Raw genomic sequence first — 17,075 nt, 5'->3', positions numbered from 1 at the left:
CCTAGAAGGCTCTTTGGGGCAAGCGACCTCATCAATCTCCGCTGTCATGCTCCGCGAAAGCGGAGCATCCAGTACGCCGCAGCCTTTCGGTTCCAGCCGTGCGGCCTCTGGAATACTGGATTGCCCGCCTTCGCGGGCAATGACACCGAGGGTGAGGCGAAGAGCGCATCGCCCCTGATACTCGGCAAGCGCAGCGACACCTCGGCTATAAAATTCCGGCATGACAGCTCGCGCCAGATGCGAAGGCAAGTTGGCACCGGGCTGTTCTAAGCACGAGCGCACTTAACTCAGCCTGATGTCCCACAGGCCCTCCTTGCGGCAGGCCGCGACCTCCTCGCGCAAAAGTCCGGTGATGGCGAGCGAGGCCGTCGAGGCCGGACGATCGATCGGAGAAGCGAAAATGAGCTCGCGCGTCATCGGCTTGGATACGGGCGCGGTCTCCAGCCGGCCGTCCGCGACCTCGCCGTGGACGGATGATGGCGGCAGCAGCGCGAAACCGAGGCCCTCCTCGACCAGGCTCGTCAGCACGCGAAACGAATCCGCTTCCAACTGGACGTCGAGCTTGATCTTGCGCTGGGCCGCCGCGTGCTCGATCAGCGCGCGGAGGCCGTGCGAATGACTGGGCAGCACCAGCCGTTGCCGCAGCAGCCAGCCGATGTCGACGCTCTTCCTGCGCGCGAGACCACAGCCGCGCGGGCCGACAGCGACGATGTTGTCGCGGCCGAGACTCTCGACGTTGAGATGCAGGTCGGCCGAGCGGCCGTAGAGGATGGCCAAGTCCATCTCGCCGCGATGCAGCCATTCGACGAGATGGCCGCTGTAGCTCTCGACGATACGCAGCGAGATACCGGGAAATTTCTCGACGCAGCGCCGCGCAAAGCGCGCCGACAGCACGCAGCTCACGGTCGGAACCAGGCCAAGCACGACCTGGCCGGATGGCGGGCCCTTGGCCGACTGGATGTCGTCGCGGATCTGGTCGATCTGCCGGACGATGCCGGAGGTTCGCGCGAGCAGCAGGCGCCCGGCTTCGGTCAGCACCATGCCGCGGCCGTTGCGCGTGAACAGCTCGGTGCGCAGCTCGTGTTCCAAGAGCTTGATCTGGCGGCTGAGCGCCGGCTGCGCCACGCGCAACGTGTCGGACGCCTTGGACAGGCTGCCGAGCTCCGCCACGCAACTGAAGGTCCTAAGCTGACGGAAATCCATGCTTGCCAATCCTGGAAGGCTACTCCATACGCTATAGCAAATGAGCATAGGGGACTGGCGTTGTTTTCACAACGCCGGGGGATTGGCCGGCGTTATCTTAACTGCCGCTATTGATTGGAAACGCCATGAGTCAAGAACACCACACCGAAGATTACGCCGACATCCGCGAAGCGGTCGCCAAGCTCTGCGCGCAATTTCCCGGCGAGTATTGGCGCAAGCTTGATCGCGAGATGGCTTACCCGAAGGCTTTCGTCGATGCGCTGACTGAGGCCGGCTATCTCTCGGTGTTGATCCCTGAGGAATATGGCGGCGCGGGGCTGAAACTCTCGGCCGCAGCGGCGATCCTGGAAGAGATTCAACGTGCGGGCTGCAATGGCGGCGGCTGCCACGCCCAGATGTACACGATGGGAACGGTGCTGCGGCACGGTAATGCCGAGCAGAAGGCGAAGTATCTGCCGAAGATCGCGAGCGGCGAATTGCGCCTGCAAGCTTTCGGCGTCACCGAGCCGACCAGCGGCACCGACACCTCCTCGCTCAAGACCTTCGCGCGCAAGGACGGCAACGACAGCTACATCGTCAACGGCCAGAAGATCTGGACCAGCCGCGCCGAGCATTCCGACCTGATGGTGCTGCTGGCGCGCACCACGCCGAAGGAGCAGGTCAAGAAGCGCACCGATGGTCTCTCGGTATTCATCGTCGACATGCGCGAGGCCAAGAACAATGGTCTGGAGATCCGCCCGATCCGCACCATGATGAACCACGCGACCACCGAAGTGTTCTTCACCGACATGAAGGTGCCGGCGGAAAATCTGATCGGCGAGGAAGGCAAGGGCTTTCGGTACATCCTCTCCGGCATGAATGCCGAGCGCATTTTGATCGCGGCCGAATGCGTCGGTGACGCCAAATGGTTCATCGCGAAGGCCACGAACTATGCCAAGGAGCGCGCGGTGTTCGGCCGACCGATCGGCCAGAATCAAGGCATCCAGTTTCCGATCGCCAAGGCCTACGCCTCGATGCGTGCGGCCGAGCTGATGGTGAAGGAGGCCACGCGTAAATACGAGGCCGGGCTCGATTGCGGTGCGGAGGCCAACATGGCCAAGATGCTCGCGGCGGACGCGTCGTGGGAAGCGGCCAATGCCTGCATCCAGACTCATGGCGGTTTCGGCTTCGCCGAGGAGTACGACGTCGAGCGCAAGTTCCGCGAGACGCGGCTCTACCAGGTGGCGCCGATCTCGACCAACCTCGTGCTGTCCTACGTCGCCGAGCACGTGCTCGGCATGCCCCGCTCGTATTGAGGCAGCCATCATGGGAGCACTTGACGGGATCAGGGTGATTGCGGTCGAGCAGGCGGTGGCGGCACCGTTCTGCTCGTCGCGCCTGGCCGATGCCGGCGCGGAGGTGATCAAGATCGAGCGCCCCGAGGGCGATTTTGCACGCGGCTATGACGCGGCAGCCAAGGGCCAGAGCAGCTACTTCGTGTGGCTCAACCGCGGCAAGCAATCGGTGGTGGTCGATCTCGCAACGAAAGAAGGCTGCGCCGAGCTGGAAAAGCTGATCGCAAGCGCCGACGTTCTGATCCAGAATCTCAAGCCGGGCTCGATGGACAAGCTCGGCTTTTCGCGCGAGCGGCTGCTGAAGGACTATCCCAAGCTGATCTCGTGCACGATCACCGGCTACGGCGACGAGGGCCCGTACGCGCATCGCAAGGCCTATGACTTGCTGATTCAGGCGGAAAGCGGCCTGGCCTCGATCACCGGAAATCCCGACGGCGCCTCGCGCGTCGGCATGTCGATCGTCGACGTCGCGACCGGCGCGACCGCGCATGCGGCGATCCTGGAGGCGCTGATCGCGCGCGGGCGTACCGGCAAAGGTGCCGACATCCGCATCTCCATGTTCGACGTGATGGCGGATTGGTGCACCGTGCCGCTGCTCAACTCGGAGGCCGGCAATCCTCCAAAGCGCATGGGCCTGCGCCATCCGTCGATCGCGCCCTATGGCGTGTTCACCTCGGAGGACGGCAAGGACATTCTGATCTCGATCCAGAGCGAGCGCGAGTGGAAGACGCTTTGCGCGAAGGTGCTGAACCAGCCGGACCTGCCAAGCGATCCGCGCGTCGCCAACATGGTCGAGCGCGTGCGCAACCGCGACTTCACCGACAAGACCGTCGCGGACGCCTTCAGTCATATGACGCGCGACGAGCTGCTGAAGCGGCTGTCCGACGCCGACATCGCCTTTGCCGAGGTCAACACCATGGCCGACCTCACTAACCATCCGCATCTGCGCCGCATCGAGGTCGATACGCCCAACGGCCGGGTCAGCTATCCCGCGCCGGCGCCGATCATCGTTGGCGAGACGCGCAGCTATGGGCCGGTGCCGGCGATCGGCGAACGTCCCCAATCCAAGACATAGCAGAGCGAGGCGTCATGACCGAGAAGCTCGACATCGATCATTTGCGGCAATGGATCGGCCGCAGCCAAGAGGCCACCGACATCGTCACCGCGCAGCTCGTGAAAGGATTGCGCGCGACGCTGTTCCAGGAGGTCGGCGAGCCCAGGAACGGCGATGCCGCACCGTTCACGGTGCATTGGTGCCTGGCACAGCCGGTGTTTCCAATGTCGATGTTAGGGCCCGACGGCCACCCGACCCGCGGCGGCTTCCTGCCGCCGGTGCCGCTGCCACGCCGGATGTGGGCCGGCGGTGAGATCGAGTTCCTTGAGCCGCTGCGCGTTGGCGATGAATCGACGCGCACCTCACGCATCGCCGACGTGCAGGTGAAATCGGGCTCGACCGGCACGCTGTGCTTCGTCTCGGTCGAGCACAGCATTTCCTCGCCGCGCGGGCTCGCCATTCGCGAACGGCAGGACATCGTCTATCGCGAGATGACGAGCAGCGCGCCCGCGCCCGCCAAGGCTCCGCCCCCGCCACCGAAGGCGCAGCATCGCGAGACTCATGTCTCCGATCCCGTGCTGCTGTTCCGCTACTCCGCACTGACCTTCAACGGTCACCGCATCCATTACGACCGCGACTACGTCACCAAGGTCGAGGGCTATCCGGGCCTGATCTTCCACGGCCCGTTGCAGGCGGCGCTGATCATCGAAATGGCGGCCCGGTTGCATGGCGGCAAGGCGCCGAAGAAATTTACCTATCGGGGCGTGCAGCCGCTGTTCGAGGGCACGGAGTTCTCGATCAACGCGAACGACAGCGGCGAGAGCATGGAGCTGTGGACCGCGAACGCGGAAGGGCAGCCGACGATGAAGGGCACGGCGGTGTGGTAGTGCACTGCTCCCTCCTCGTCATTGCGAGCGCAGCGACGATACGGGAATCTAGACCCTCACCCTGAGGATCGAGAAGGGACCGAAACCATGTCCAAGAACGGCAAGACCGGCAGCAAGTCCGTCACCGTGAAGCAGGCCACGCTCGACCTGCTGCGCTCTTTCGGCATCGACAGGGTGTTCGGCAATCCCGGCTCGACCGAGCTGCCGTTCCTCAGCGACTGGCCTGACGACATCGACTATGTGCTGGCGCTGCAGGAAGCCAGCGCGGTCGGCATGGCCGACGGCTACGCCCAGGCCACGCGCAATGCCGGCTTCGTCAATTTGCATTCGGCGGCCGGCGTCGGCAACGCGCTCGGCAACATCTACACCGCGCATCGCAACCAGACCCCGCTCGTGATCACCGCTGGCCAGCAGGCGCGCTCGATCCTTCCCTTGCAGGCGTTTCTCTACGCCGAGCGCGCGTCGGAGTTTCCGCGGCCTTACGTCAAATACAGCGTCGAGCCGGCACGGGCCGAGGACGTGCCGGCCGCGATCGCGCGCGCCTATTACACCGCAATGCAGGCGCCGTGCGGGCCGACCTTCGTGTCGATCCCGATCGACGATTGGGCGCATGCGGCATCTCCGATCGAGGCGCGCAAGGTCAGCCGGGAGATCGGGCCCGAACCTGATGCGATGCAGGCGCTGGTGAAAGCGCTGACGTCTAGCAAGCACCCTGCCGTCGTCGTTGGCCCCGGCGTCGATCGCGCCGGCGCAGTCGATCTGATGGTGCGCGTGGCCGAGAAGGCCAAAGCCAGCGTCTGGGTCAGCCCGTTCTCGGCGCGCTGCTCGTTCCCCGAGCGCCATCCGCAATTCGCGGGCTTCCTGCATGCTTCGCCCGCGCAGCTGTCCGATGCACTACGCGATCACGACCTGATCGTCGTGATCGGCGCGCCGGTGTTCACCTTTCATGTCGAGGGCCATGCCGCGATCTTCGACGGCAGTGCGACGATCTTCCAGATCACCGATGATCCGGATGCAGCGGCGGTGACGCCGGTCGGCACCAGCATCATCGCGACGATGAAGCCTGCACTGAGCCTGCTGCTCGAGCTTCTGCCGGAGAGCAAACGCGCCGCGCCAAAGGGCCGCGCGCTGCCGCCGGCGCCGCAGGCCGCCGATCCGCTGCCGGTCGAATTCCTGCTGCATGCGCTGTCGCAGGCAATGCCGGACGGTAGCTCGCTGGTCGAGGAAGTCCCCTCGCACCGGCCAGCGATGCAAAAGTTCATGCCGATGCGCGGCCAGGACAGCTTTTACACGATGTCGAGCGGCGGCCTTGGCTATTCGCTGCCCGCCGCGGTCGGCATGGCGCTCGGCAAGCCGAAGCAGCGCACGGTCTGCCTGATCGGCGACGGCTCGGCGATGTATTCGATCCAGGCGCTGTGGACCGCCGCGCAGCGCAAGCTGCCGCTCACCGTCGTCGTCATCAACAATTCCGGCTATGGCGCGATGCGCTCGTTCAGCCAGGTGATGCAGGTGAGGAACGTGCCGGGCCTGGAGCTGCCAGGGATCGATTTCGTGCGGCTCGCCGAAGGCATGGGGTGCGAAGCGGTGTGGGTGACGAAGGCGGCGGAGCTGGGCGAGGCGCTGAAGCGCGGAATGACGTTTGCGGGCACGAGCCTGATCGAGGTCGTCGTGGATTCGACGGTGCCGGTGCTTTACGGGCAGAAGCACTAGGGGCGAATTCCGTCACACATTCAACTGTCATCGTCCGCGAAGGCGGGCGATCCAGTACTCCGAGGCCGCAGCGATCAATCGAGAAGCCGCGGAGTACTGGATGCCGGCCTGCGCAGGGCATGACAGCGCCCTTACTTCCCGAACTCCTCCCGCATCTTCGCCTGGATCTTGGCCATGCCGCCGATCCAGCGGTCGTAATTCTCGGTCTTCTTGCGCATGTAGCCGAGCACCTGGGGGTGCGGCAGGATCAGGAACGTCTCCTGTTCGAGGCCGGCGAGCACGTCTTTTGCGACCTGCTCCGGCGTCAGGTCACCGTCGCCGGATTGCGGGCCTTTCGGGATCGAGCGCAGCATGTTGGTGTCGACGCCCTGCGGACAGAGGATCGAGACCTTGATGTTGTGCGCCTTGTGCGAGATCGCGAGATTCTCGGCAAAGCCGACCGCGGCGTGCTTCGTCGTCGAATAAGCTGGGCTGCCGACCTGCGACAACAGGCCTGCGGCCGAGATCGTGTTGAGGAAATAGCCGCCGCCGCGCGCCCTCATGCGCGGAACGAGATGCCGCGCGGCATAGACGTGGGCCATGACGTGGATCGCCCAGCTCCGCTGCCACGGCTCATCGGAATCGCCGCCGGCATTTTCCGACATCGGATCGAAGCCGCCGCCGATGCCGGCGTTGGAGCAGAACAGCTCGATCGGGCCGAACTGCCGCTCGGTCTGCTCGATGACGTGGGCGATGTCCTTTTCCTGCGCGACGTCGCATTTGAAGGCGGCACCGTCCACCATGGCTGCGACCGCCCTTGCGTTGGTGGCGTCCATGTCCGCGACCACGACCTTGGCTGCACCCGCCCTGTGAAAAGCCTCGCACAGCGCCTTGCCGATGCCGTTGGCGCCGCCCGTGACGACCACGACCTTGCCGGTCACCTGCATGCGACGTCTCCTCTTGTCTTGGCCCGCGTCTCTTCTACCGCTTCGCGGCTTGCTCAGCTCAACACGAGGTCGAGCACCGCGGTATAATGACACGCCGCGCCGGCCAAGACAAAGCCGTGCCAGATCGCATTCTGGAAGCGCAGCCGCCGCCAGGCGTGGAAGATCACGCCGAAGCTGTAGAGCAGGCCGCCCGCAAGGATGAAGCCCAGCGCCAGCGCAGGAAGCGCCCTGACCACGGCGTCGTAGAGCATGACGCCGCTCCAGCCCATCGCGAGATAGATGCCGACTGAGATGCGGTCGAACCGGCCGGGATAGAACAGCTTCAGCACAATGCCGAGGATCGCGACGCACCAGACGCCGGTGAGCAGTAGCAGCGCGAACACGCTGTCCTTCAGCTCCAGGATGAAGGGGGTGTAGGTCGCCGCGATCAGGAGATAGATCGCCGCATGGTCGAACCGCCGCAGCACCCATTTGGCCGGCGACACCGGCCATAGATTATAGGTCGCCGACAGCACCAGCATCGAAAGCAGGCCGGCGACATAGATCGAGACGCCGACGATGTCGGTGGCGTCGGCATAAACCGCCGCCAGCACCACCAGTACGGTCGCGGCGATGAGCCCGGCGAGCACGCCGATGGCGTGAATGACACCGTCGGCGATCAGCTCGGCGCGGTCATAATCCCAGCCGATCGCGTCGGCCGCGGCATGGACTGAGGAGGATGCGAAGTGTTTCAGTTGGAAGACGGTCATGGCAATCCGCAACGTGAGGCAATGCCCTTCTTGTATGGGTGTTTCGCGACCGGCGCGTCGTTCAAGCGGCTGATTTGCCGAGAAAGGCGGTGGAAGTATGAAACTTGATTTTCCTCACGCAATTGCCACTTTTGTGAACGGTCGCACATTCCTCCCGCCCGAGATCACTCAGCGTTCATATGGCATTCAGTTTCCAGGATATGGTCGAGGAGGCGCGGCTGTCGGCGAGGGCGCTGATCGACTATGGCGAGCATTTCTTCAATCCGACGGTGCGGCTCGGGGTCACCGGCCTGTCGCGGGCCGGCAAGACGGTGTTCATCACCGCCTTGATCCACGGCCTTACCCGCGGCGGCCGGTTTCCGGTGTTCGACGCCTATGCCTCGGGCCGGATCGCACGGGCGCATCTGGCGCCGCAGCCGGACGATGCCGTGCCGCGCTTTGCCTATGAGGCCCATCTGCGCGCGCTGATCGAGGAGCGGCGCTGGCCGAACTCGACCGTCGACATCAGCGAGCTCCGCCTCGTCATCGATTATCAGCGCCGGAACGGCGCGGACCGCACGCTCACGCTCGACATCGTTGACTATCCCGGCGAATGGCTGCTCGATTTGCCGCTGCTGCAGAAGAGCTACGAACAATGGTCGGCCGAAAGCCTGACACTGTCGCGCGAGGCGCCGCGCGCGCATCTTGCCGCAGACTGGCACGCGCATCTTGCAACGCTCAAGCCCGAGGCACGTGAGGACGAGCAGGCGACGCTCACGGCCGCCAAGCTCTTCACCAATTACTTACGCGCCTGCCGCGACGAGCGTTTTGCGATGAGCCTCTTGCCGCCCGGCCGCTTCCTGATGCCCGGCAATCTCGCAGATACGCCGGCGCTGACCTTTGCGCCGCTCGACGTGCCCGCTGGCGGGCAGGCGCCCGAGGGATCGCTGTGGGCGATGATGGTGCGCCGCTATGAGGCCTACAAGGACATGGTGGTGCGGCCGTTCTTTCGTGATCATTTCGCCCGGCTCGACCGCCAGATCGTGCTGGCCGATGCGCTCACGGCATTCAACTCCGGACCCGAAGCGCTGCACGACCTCGAAGCTGCGCTTGCCGGCATTCTCGATTGTTTCAACATCGGCCGCAGCACCTTGCTCTCCAGCCTGTTTCGGCCGCGCATCGACCGCATCCTGTTCGCGGCAACCAAGGCGGACCATCTGCATCATTCCAGCCACGACCGGCTCGAGGCCGTGCTGCGCCGTGCGGTCACCCGCGCGGTTATGCGCGCCGAAAATACCGGCGCGGAGATCGACGTCGTCGCGCTCGCCGCCGTCCGCGCCACGCGCGAGGCGCAGGTGGCGCATGGCCGCGACAAATTGCCGTCGATTTTAGGAACACCGTCCGCAGGCGAAAGCGCTGGCGGCGAGTTCTTCGACGGCAACACCGAGGTTGCGACCTTTCCAGGCGATCTACCGCTGGATCCCGAGCCGCTGTTCAATGGTACGGCTGCGTTCCGCGGACTCGCGACGCAAGCTGCCGAGAAGAGTGATTTCCGCTTCCTGCGCTTCCGGCCGCCAAAGCTCGAGCACGAAGAAGGCACCGAAGAGCCGGCGCTGCCACATATTCGCCTCGACCGTGCCTTTCAGTTCCTGATCGGAGACAAGCTCTCATGAACGAGCGATCCCAGCAGCGGCGGCCGGCGACGTTCCGGCTGGACGATCCCGGCGTCGTCGTCACCGAGGCCGACGAGACGGGACGGGTCGGTCGTGGCACGATCCAGATCACGCCGGAGCCCGATCCGCTGGCGCTGCCGGTACCAGTTCAAACCACGCTTCCGGCGCGGCGCGGCTTTCCCTGGGGCGCGCTGTTCTGGTCCGGCCTCGCCGGGCTGACGCTGCTCGGTACCGGGCTCGGTGTCGTTCGTCTGATCGAGGATCTATTTGCGCGCAGCGACAGCCTCGGCATGGTTGGCCTTGCCTTCGCGTTCGTCACCGCACTTGCGCTCGCGGTCGTGATCGGGCGCGAGGCGTTCGGGCTGGCGCGGCTCGCGACGATCGAGAAACTGCATCAGCGCGCCGCCGCCGTCCTTGCCAATGATGATCGCAAGGAAAGCCGCCTCATCGTGCACGACCTCCTGAAGATTGCGCACCAGAACCCGCAGCTCGCCCGCGCCCGCGCGACGCTTGAGAGCCATGCTGGCGAGATCATCGACGGCGCCGATATGATCCGCCTCGCCGAGCGCGAGTTGATGTCGCCGCTGGACGCAGAGGCGCGGCGGCTGGTGTCGTCAGCCGCGCAAAAGGTCTCGATCGTCACGGCAGTCTCGCCGCGCGCGGCGATCGACGTACTGTTCGTGTTCGTCGCTGCGCTGCGCCTGATCCGCCAGCTCGCCTATCTCTACGGCGGCCGCCCTGGCGCGCTCGGCATGGTCCGACTGCTCCGCCAAGTCATCGCCCACCTCGCCATCACGGGCGGCATGGCCGCGAGCGATAGTTTGGTTCAGCAGATGCTCGGCCACGGCATCGCGGCGAAGCTGTCACAGCGGCTCGGCGAAGGCGTGCTCAATGGGTTGCTGACGGCGCGGCTGGGGCTGGCCGCGATCGATGTCACGCGCCCGCTGCCGTTCGCGGCGCTGCCGCCGCCGAAGCTCGCGGATCTCGCGACGGATCTGCTGCGGCGGAAAGACGACGAGGAGTAGCGCGCCCTCTCTTATCCTCCCCTGGAGGGCTATGGGATGCCCCCGCCAGCACCCGCCACTGGAACAGCGGCGAGTCCTTCGGCGGTGAGAGCTCCGGGGTCCAGCCGGTGAGCTTTTCCAGCACATAGGTGTCCATCACGAGCCCGCGCCAGCGGCGCTCGACTTGGCCAAGCTGCTTGCGTTTCGCCGGGATGCTCTCCCACAGCAATGATCGATGATCCGGCTCCCGCCCGACATAGATGCCGGCGTGGTCCCTGATCCGGTCCATGCCGGGATCGCGGAAATCCTGGAAGCGGCCGCGCTCGTTGATCTCGACGACGGGCACGCGGCCCCTGAACAGCCAGCGCATCATGGCGTAGGTGCGGTAGTCGGTCGTCGCGATCCAGGTCGCGCCGGTCTCATCGAGTGCGGCCTGCGCGCGCGCGGCGACCTGCTCGTAGCCGGCTTCGGCGCCGATCGGATCGATCTTGCCGAGGAGATTCCAGGGCGCGGCGACGTAATAGAGGAACACGATGACGACGAAGGCGATGCCCGTCGTGATGGATGTCCTGGCCCAGAACGCCGACGATCTGACCATGCGAGCCGACCATCTCTCCTTCGTCATCGTTGCGAGGTTCACAGCCGCAGCGGCAAAGCCGACCGGCCACATGAACATCGGCCAGGTGTCGCCGACCCGCAGCGTCGTCGACTTGACCAAAAAATAGAGAAACGGCACCAGCACCGCGGTCGACAACAGGATCGCGACCGGCTCGCGCGTGCGATAGCCGCGCCACGCCGTCAGCACCAGGCCCGTTAGCATCACCGGCAGCATCACGAAGCCAACCAGGCCGAATTGCAGGCCGATGTAATCACCGATGGTGCGCAGCGAAATGCCGTAATTGGCAGTGGCGCGCACGCCCTGGAAGCGGAACGAGGCCCAGTCGTGCTGCGCATTCCAGATCAGCACCGGCGAGAACACGAGAGTCGCGACCAGCACAGCGAGGTAAGGGTAAGGACTGCGCAACCAACGCCGACGCCAATCCGGCACCAGCAGAAAGGCAGCCACCGCGGGCGCAAACAGGATCGCGGTGAATTTCGACAGCATAGACAGGCCCGCGAACAGCCCGGCCGCAAGCCACCAGCGTCCATCGCCGCTTTGCGCCAGCCGCACCAGCGACCACATCATCGCCATTGCGAACGGGATCATGGCGACATCGGGCGCGACCTTGGCCATCAGCAGGCCGTAATAGAGCGCGGCCTCCGGCATCAGCACCGCGATCATGATTGTCCGTGCGTCATGGGTGAGACGACGGACGATGTCGGCGAGCAGCAGCTGCGTCATCAGCATCGCGACGATGCCGCCGAAGCGGACGCCGAGCGCGGTATCGCCGAAGATCGCGGTGCCGAAGCGAATGAGCCAGGCAATGCCAGGCGGATGATCGAGGAAGCTGAGCGCCGTTTCCTTTGACCAGGTCCAGTAATAGGCCTCGTCGGTCCGCAACTCGATCTCGGAGGCGTAGACGATCCGCAGCACGGTCATCGCGGCGATGATCGCTGCGGCCATGACGAGGGGCCGGCGCGCGGCGCCGCGAAGGGAAACGGTGATATCAGGGGCTGTCGTCACGGCCGCGCTTTTCGCCAACCTGTAACGGGGAGTCAATGCGGGAGCTCCATTCTCCCTGTCGTCCCGGATCGACGCGCGCTCGTCCCCGACGACGGCGGAGTGTGTGGCTCCTTGCCGCGCATGTGATCTCCAAAGCTGTCCACCTCCGGAATTAAACGCTACGCTGGCGGTTCTCTTTCATGAACTGATACAGTCGAATCATGGCCACCGCTCCCATACAGATGTCTGCCGTCCGTGCCACCAGCGTGCGGCAGGTGCGCCTCGTCTGCGGCGTCATCCTGTTCTGCTACGTGGTCAGCCACTTCCTCAACCATGCGCTCGGCAACATCTCGGTCGATGCCATGGAGGTCGGGGTCTACTACCACACCGTATTCTGGCGGTTCCTCCCCGTCGCGATCGTCTTCTACACGGCCGCACTTACCCATATGGGGCTTGGCCTCTACGCGCTGTACCAGCGCCGGCAGTTCCGCTGGCGGGCGATCGAGCCGCTACAGCTGGTGCTGGGCTTGAGCATTCCCGTCCTGATTATGGGACATGTGATCGGAGTGCGGCTCGGCCAGACGCTGTACGGACACCAGAAACTCTATCCGCAGGAGCTCTATCTGTTCTTCGTCGCCTCGCCCGGCCGGCTCTGGCAGATGACGATCCTGCTTCTGATTGCGTGGGTGCACGGCTGCATCGGGATCTTCTTCTGGCTTCGCCTCAAACCGTTGTTCACGCGCGCGGCACCCTATCTGCTCGCGGCTGCCGTGCTGATTCCGACGCTGTCGCTGCTCGGCATCTACCAGGGCGGGCGCAGCGTCGCCGTCGAGAGCGACGATGGAGAATGGCGTACGCACAATCTCACCCGCCGCCAGGTCGGCACGGTCGCCGAAGGCAATACGCTCGACCGCATCACCGGCAGCCTCACCATAGGTTATTTCGGCCTGCTCGGACTGGCGCTAGCGGCGCGCGGCGTGCGCGCGTTACGCGAACGGCGCGGCGGCATGATCGCGCTGTCCTACGGCAATGGGAAAACGGTGCGGGTCCCCAAGGGGCTGTCGGTGCTGGAAGCAAGCCTGCGCCACAATGTGCCGCATGCCAGCGTCTGTGGCGGCCGCGCCCGCTGCTCGACCTGCCGCATCCGCATCATCGGCGATCATGGCGCCCTGCCCGAGCCGTCGCCGCGCGAGGTCTTCGTGCTGACCCGTGTCGGCGCCAGCGACCCTTCGATCAGGCTCGCCTGCCAGCTGCGGCCGACGTCCGACCTCTCCTTCTTTCAGCTCTTCACACCGCACACACTCTCCGCGAATGCGCAAGCCTCGACGCCCGCCAGAATTGGCCAGGAGCGTTATCTGGTCAGCCTGTTCGTGGACATGCGCGGCTCGACCCGGCTCGCGGAAAAGCAGCTGCCGTTCGACACCCTCTTCATCGTCAACCGCTTCCTCGGCGCGGTGTCGCAGGCGGTGATCGAGAACGGCGGTCAACCGAACCAGTTCATCGGCGACGGCATGCTGGCGCTGTTCGGGCTGTCGGCCGAGCCGCAAGCGGCCTGCCGGCAGGCGCTGAAGGCGGCCTCCGGCATCGCGACGCGTATCGACGAGCTCAACGAGCTCCTGAGCCACGATCTGCGCCAGCCGATCCGCTTCGGCATCGGCATCCACGGCGGCGAGGTCATCATCGGCGACATCGGCTATCGCGATCACATCGTCTTCACCGCGCTTGGCGATGCTGTCAACGTCGCTGCCCGGCTTCAGGACATGACCAAGACGCTCGCTTGCGAGGCTATTGTCTCGGAGGAAGTCCGCCGCACCGCGGGCCTTGCCGACGACGCCCTGCCGCAGCAGGAGGTCGCGATCCGCGGTCGCGATGAGCCGCTTGCCGTGCGTGTCGTCGCGGATGCGAGGGACTTGACGGCGCTCGTCGACCGAGGCGAGCGCGTTGCCGCGTAGCGCGTAAGCCACACGGAAAGTGCACTCCCTCCCCGCTTGCGGGGGAGGGTTGGGGACAGGGTGCTTCCGCAACGGGACAATCCCCTAGAGGAGAGAACCCTCACCCGGCGCTTCGCGCCGACCTCTCCCGCAAACGGGAGAGGTGGAGCGCGCCGGCGCCGCGGTTACAACTCGACTCCATCTCATCGCCCTCGCCTTACTCCCGTAACACCGGCCTGCTGCAACGCAGCGGCATGGGCTTGCTGCGAAAGCACGAATTGACTTCGTCCAAATCGTTGCAACAGATGAGTGCGGGATCGCGGTGATGACCGCGATCCGACGAAAAGCTCCGGGAGGGGATGAGAATGTTCGATCGACGCGACCTGCTCAAAGGAGCGGGCCTTTCCGCCCTTGCGGCCACACTGAACTCAACCAGAGCGCTGGCGCTCGACACCGTCATCCTGCCCTTTGCGAATGGCGAACGGCCGCTGGTGAAATATCCACAGAAGCGGCCGATGATCGGCCTGACCAGCCGGCCGCCGCAGCTCGAGACGCCGTTCGCGGTGTTCAACGAGGGCCCGATCACGCCCAACAACGCATTCTTCGTGCGCTATCATCTCTCCGACCTGCCCTACAATCTCGACCCCGATAAGTTCACGCTCGAGGTCAAGGGCAAGGTCGACAAGCCGCTGAAGCTGTCGCTGAAGGAAGATGAAGGCGACCGAGATCGTCGCCGTCAACCAGTGTTCGGGCAACAGCCGCGGCTTCTTCGAGCCACGTGTCGCCGGCGGCCAGCTCGCCAACGGCGCCATGGGCAATGCGCGCTGGCGCGGCGTGCCACTGAAGGCGGTGCTGGAAATGGCGGGCGTGCAGGCCGGCGCCAAACAGGTCACCCTCAACGGCATGGACGGCCCGGTCAGCGACAAGACGCCGGATTTCGTCAAGGCGCTCGATCTCGATCACGCCACCGACGGCGAGGTGATGCTGGCCTATGGCATGAACGGCGAGGACCTGCCGTTCCTCAACGGTTTCCCGCTGCGCCTGATCGTGCCGGGCTATTACGGCACCTACTGGGTCAAGCACCTCAACGAGATCACGGTGATCGACAACGTCTATGACGGCTTCTGGATGAAGTCGGCCTATCGCATCCCTGACACGCCGAACAACGCGGTCGAGCCGGGCACCGCGCCGAAGGCGACGATCCCGATCAACCGATTCACCATCCGCTCCTTCATCACCAGCGTCCCCGACGGCGCCAAGCTGAAGGCGGGAACTGCGATTCTGCGCGGCATCGCCTTCGACGGCGGCAAGGGCATCAAGGAGGTCGAGGTCTCCTCCGACGGCGGCAAGACCTGGACCAGCGCCAAGCTCGGCAAGGATCTGGGCAAGTACTCGTTCCGCGAATGGAAGCTGCCGGTGAAGCTCGCGGCCGGCAGCCATGAGCTCAAGGTCCGCGCCACCGGCAATGGCGGCGAGACCCAGCCGGATACGCCGCGCTGGAACCCGGCGGGTTATCTGCACAACGTGGTCGAAACCGTCCGCGTGACCGTGGCCTGAAGGAGAATGACCATGCAGCGCACCGTTCTCCTCGCCATCTCGCTCGCTCTCGCCGCCGTGATCGGTTCGGCACTTGCGGCGCCGGTCAATTACAAGACCCCAGACGAGGTCGCGGCGTTCAAGCCCGGGCCCAATCTTGAGGTCGTGCAGGGCAATTGCAGCGCCTGCCACTCATCGGATTACGTCGCCACGCAGCCGCCGATGAAGGACAAGAAGGGCTTCTGGCAGGCCGAGGTGACCAAGATGATCAAGGTCTATGGCGCACCGATCGACGATGCCGACGTCGGCAAGATCGTCGATTATCTGGCCGCGACGTACTGAAGGACCGCATCAACCGCGTTTTCTCTTACCCTCCCCTGGAGGGCCCTCCAGGGGAGGGTTAAGGAAGAACGGCTACGCGATCCCTCTCGATAGTAGATCCGCAGCACACGGGCCATTTGACCGCGAAACGGGCAAAACCGGCAAAATCGCTGCGAAGTTGAGCGGAATTCGGCGAAATGCCGATGTGGTTTGAGCTACCAAGCCTGCCACATTCCGCGTATCCTGTTAGGACCGAACCGGCCGGTTGGCGGGGACTGGCGATTCGAGATCTCGGAGGAAGACCCGCGGAGAAGTCGTGATGGCTAAAGGTACGGTCAAGTGGTTCAACCCGACGAAGGGTTATGGATTTATCCAGCCTGCGTCGGGTGGCAAGGATGTGTTCGTGCATATCTCGGCAGTGCAGAAGGCCGGTCTGTCCACACTTAACGAGGGACAGACGGTGGAATACGAAGAGATCGCAAACCGGGGCAAGACCTCCGCAGAGAACCTCAAAGTATAAGCCCGCGTCAGCCTTTGCTGCCTCCCGGATCCGTCCGGGAGCTGGGCCAAGAAAAATTTCAGAAGACGGCCAGTGCATTCGACGACAGGCGTTGCGATTGCACAAGGACAGCTATTTTTCCCGTGAAGACCGCTCATCCAACGCCACAGCAATGACAATCGCGACGGCATTTCGTCAGCCCACCGGCAACGGTGCGTCGCGCTTGATCTCCTCCATCACCGCATAGGTCCGCGTCTCCCGCACGCCCGGCATCGACAGCAGGGTCTGGCCGAGGAAACGTCGATAGGCGGTCATGTCTGCCAGCCGCGCCTTGACAAGATAGTCGAAGCCGCCGGCAACCATATGACATTCCAGCACCTCAGGCGCCAGCTTCACTGCGCGCGCAAAACGCTCGAAATTGTCGGGCGTGGTCTTGTCGAGCAGGACCTCGACGAACACCAAGAGACCGAGGCCAAGCCGGTGCGGGTTGAGGCGGGCGCCGTAGCCTTCGACAAACCCCTCGCGCTGCAAGCGCTTCAACCGCTCGCCGATCGAGGTCGGCGACAGCCCGATGCGCTCGGCGAGCTCGACATTGGCGATGCGCCCATCCTCCTGCAAGATCGAGAGGATTTTCCGGTCGATTCGGTCAAGTTCCATATCTTACAG

Annotated in this window: 14 protein-coding genes and 1 pseudogene; 10 read left to right on the top strand and 5 right to left on the bottom strand. The window is 64.6% G+C overall.

Translation table 11 applies throughout. The features are described from left to right. Positions 1-282 precede the first annotated feature (282 nt). Positions 283-1,203 carry a LysR substrate-binding domain-containing protein gene (locus IVA87_RS04870; protein WP_247307252.1) on the bottom strand — a complete coding sequence of 307 codons (921 nt, stop codon included), beginning with the start codon at positions 1,201-1,203 and terminating at the stop codon, positions 283-285. 125 nt (positions 1,204-1,328) lie between these two features. Between IVA87_RS04870 and IVA87_RS04865 the strand changes: the two genes are divergently transcribed. The 4 genes from IVA87_RS04865 (at position 1,329) to mdlC (ending at position 6,188) form a co-directional block, all read left to right on the top strand. Next, positions 1,329-2,498, top strand: a complete 1,170-nt coding sequence (locus IVA87_RS04865; protein WP_247307254.1) for an acyl-CoA dehydrogenase family protein — start codon at positions 1,329-1,331, stop codon at positions 2,496-2,498. Between the two features lie 10 nt (positions 2,499-2,508). Further along, entirely contained in the window at positions 2,509-3,612 is a 1,104-nt protein-coding gene (locus tag IVA87_RS04860; protein WP_247307257.1) for a CaiB/BaiF CoA-transferase family protein, read from the top strand. A gap of 14 nt (positions 3,613-3,626) precedes the next feature. Continuing rightward, complete coding sequence (locus IVA87_RS04855; RefSeq protein ID WP_247332854.1) at positions 3,627-4,478, top strand: MaoC family dehydratase N-terminal domain-containing protein; 852 nt, start codon at positions 3,627-3,629, stop codon at positions 4,476-4,478. Between the two features lie 87 nt (positions 4,479-4,565). Continuing rightward, a complete protein-coding gene (gene mdlC / locus IVA87_RS04850; RefSeq protein WP_247307279.1) occupies positions 4,566-6,188 on the top strand; it encodes a benzoylformate decarboxylase in 1,623 nt (540 codons plus the stop codon). Between the two features lie 131 nt (positions 6,189-6,319). On the opposite strand, the gene IVA87_RS04845 is transcribed toward mdlC, so the two are convergent. Then, positions 6,320-7,114 (bottom strand): SDR family oxidoreductase, encoded by a 795-nt coding sequence (locus IVA87_RS04845; RefSeq protein WP_247307281.1) that lies wholly within the window; start codon positions 7,112-7,114, stop codon positions 6,320-6,322. Positions 7,115-7,167: 53 nt separating this feature from the next. Next, positions 7,168-7,863, bottom strand: coding sequence for a hemolysin III family protein (locus tag IVA87_RS04840; protein ID WP_247277411.1), 696 nt, complete (start codon positions 7,861-7,863; stop codon positions 7,168-7,170). A gap of 179 nt (positions 7,864-8,042) precedes the next feature. On the opposite strand from IVA87_RS04840, the gene IVA87_RS04835 reads away from it, so the two are divergent. Continuing rightward, positions 8,043-9,515, top strand: coding sequence for a YcjX family protein (locus IVA87_RS04835; RefSeq protein WP_247307285.1), 1,473 nt, complete (start codon positions 8,043-8,045; stop codon positions 9,513-9,515). Next, positions 9,512-10,540, top strand: a complete 1,029-nt coding sequence (locus IVA87_RS04830; protein ID WP_247307287.1) for a TIGR01620 family protein — start codon at positions 9,512-9,514, stop codon at positions 10,538-10,540. The genes IVA87_RS04835 and IVA87_RS04830 overlap by 4 nt, the downstream gene beginning before the upstream one ends. On the opposite strand, the gene IVA87_RS04825 is transcribed toward IVA87_RS04830, so the two are convergent. Continuing rightward, positions 10,449-12,083 carry a glycosyltransferase family 39 protein gene (locus IVA87_RS04825; RefSeq protein WP_247307586.1) on the bottom strand — a complete coding sequence of 545 codons (1,635 nt, stop codon included), beginning with the start codon at positions 12,081-12,083 and terminating at the stop codon, positions 10,449-10,451. The two genes, IVA87_RS04830 and IVA87_RS04825, sit on opposite strands and share 92 nt — an antisense overlap. Before the next feature lie 260 nt (positions 12,084-12,343). Here IVA87_RS04825 and IVA87_RS04820 point away from each other — a divergent pair, with 260 nt between their 5' ends. The 4 genes and pseudogenes from IVA87_RS04820 (at position 12,344) to IVA87_RS04805 (ending at position 16,430) form a co-directional block, all read left to right on the top strand. Then, positions 12,344-14,074 carry an adenylate/guanylate cyclase domain-containing protein gene (locus IVA87_RS04820; RefSeq protein WP_247332853.1) on the top strand — a complete coding sequence of 577 codons (1,731 nt, stop codon included), beginning with the start codon at positions 12,344-12,346 and terminating at the stop codon, positions 14,072-14,074. A 344-nt stretch (positions 14,075-14,418) separates the two neighbouring features. Continuing rightward, positions 14,419-15,610: pseudogene (locus tag IVA87_RS04815) on the top strand (molybdopterin-dependent oxidoreductase). A 12-nt stretch (positions 15,611-15,622) separates the two neighbouring features. After that, positions 15,623-15,931, top strand: a complete 309-nt coding sequence (locus tag IVA87_RS04810; RefSeq protein ID WP_247307296.1) for a cytochrome c — start codon at positions 15,623-15,625, stop codon at positions 15,929-15,931. A 298-nt stretch (positions 15,932-16,229) separates the two neighbouring features. Further along, complete coding sequence (locus IVA87_RS04805; RefSeq protein ID WP_008563500.1) at positions 16,230-16,430, top strand: cold-shock protein; 201 nt, start codon at positions 16,230-16,232, stop codon at positions 16,428-16,430. A 174-nt stretch (positions 16,431-16,604) separates the two neighbouring features. Here IVA87_RS04805 and IVA87_RS04800 read toward each other — a convergent pair whose 3' ends face one another. Next, positions 16,605-17,066 carry an Lrp/AsnC ligand binding domain-containing protein gene (locus IVA87_RS04800; RefSeq protein WP_247307297.1) on the bottom strand — a complete coding sequence of 154 codons (462 nt, stop codon included), beginning with the start codon at positions 17,064-17,066 and terminating at the stop codon, positions 16,605-16,607. Positions 17,067-17,075: the final 9 nt, after the last annotated feature.

This window comes from Bradyrhizobium sp. 147 (assembly GCF_023073935.1).
Lineage (GTDB): Bacteria > Pseudomonadota > Alphaproteobacteria > Rhizobiales > Xanthobacteraceae > Bradyrhizobium.
The sequence above is the reverse complement of the archived record's forward strand: the minus strand, read 5'-3'. Positions and strand labels throughout refer to the sequence as shown.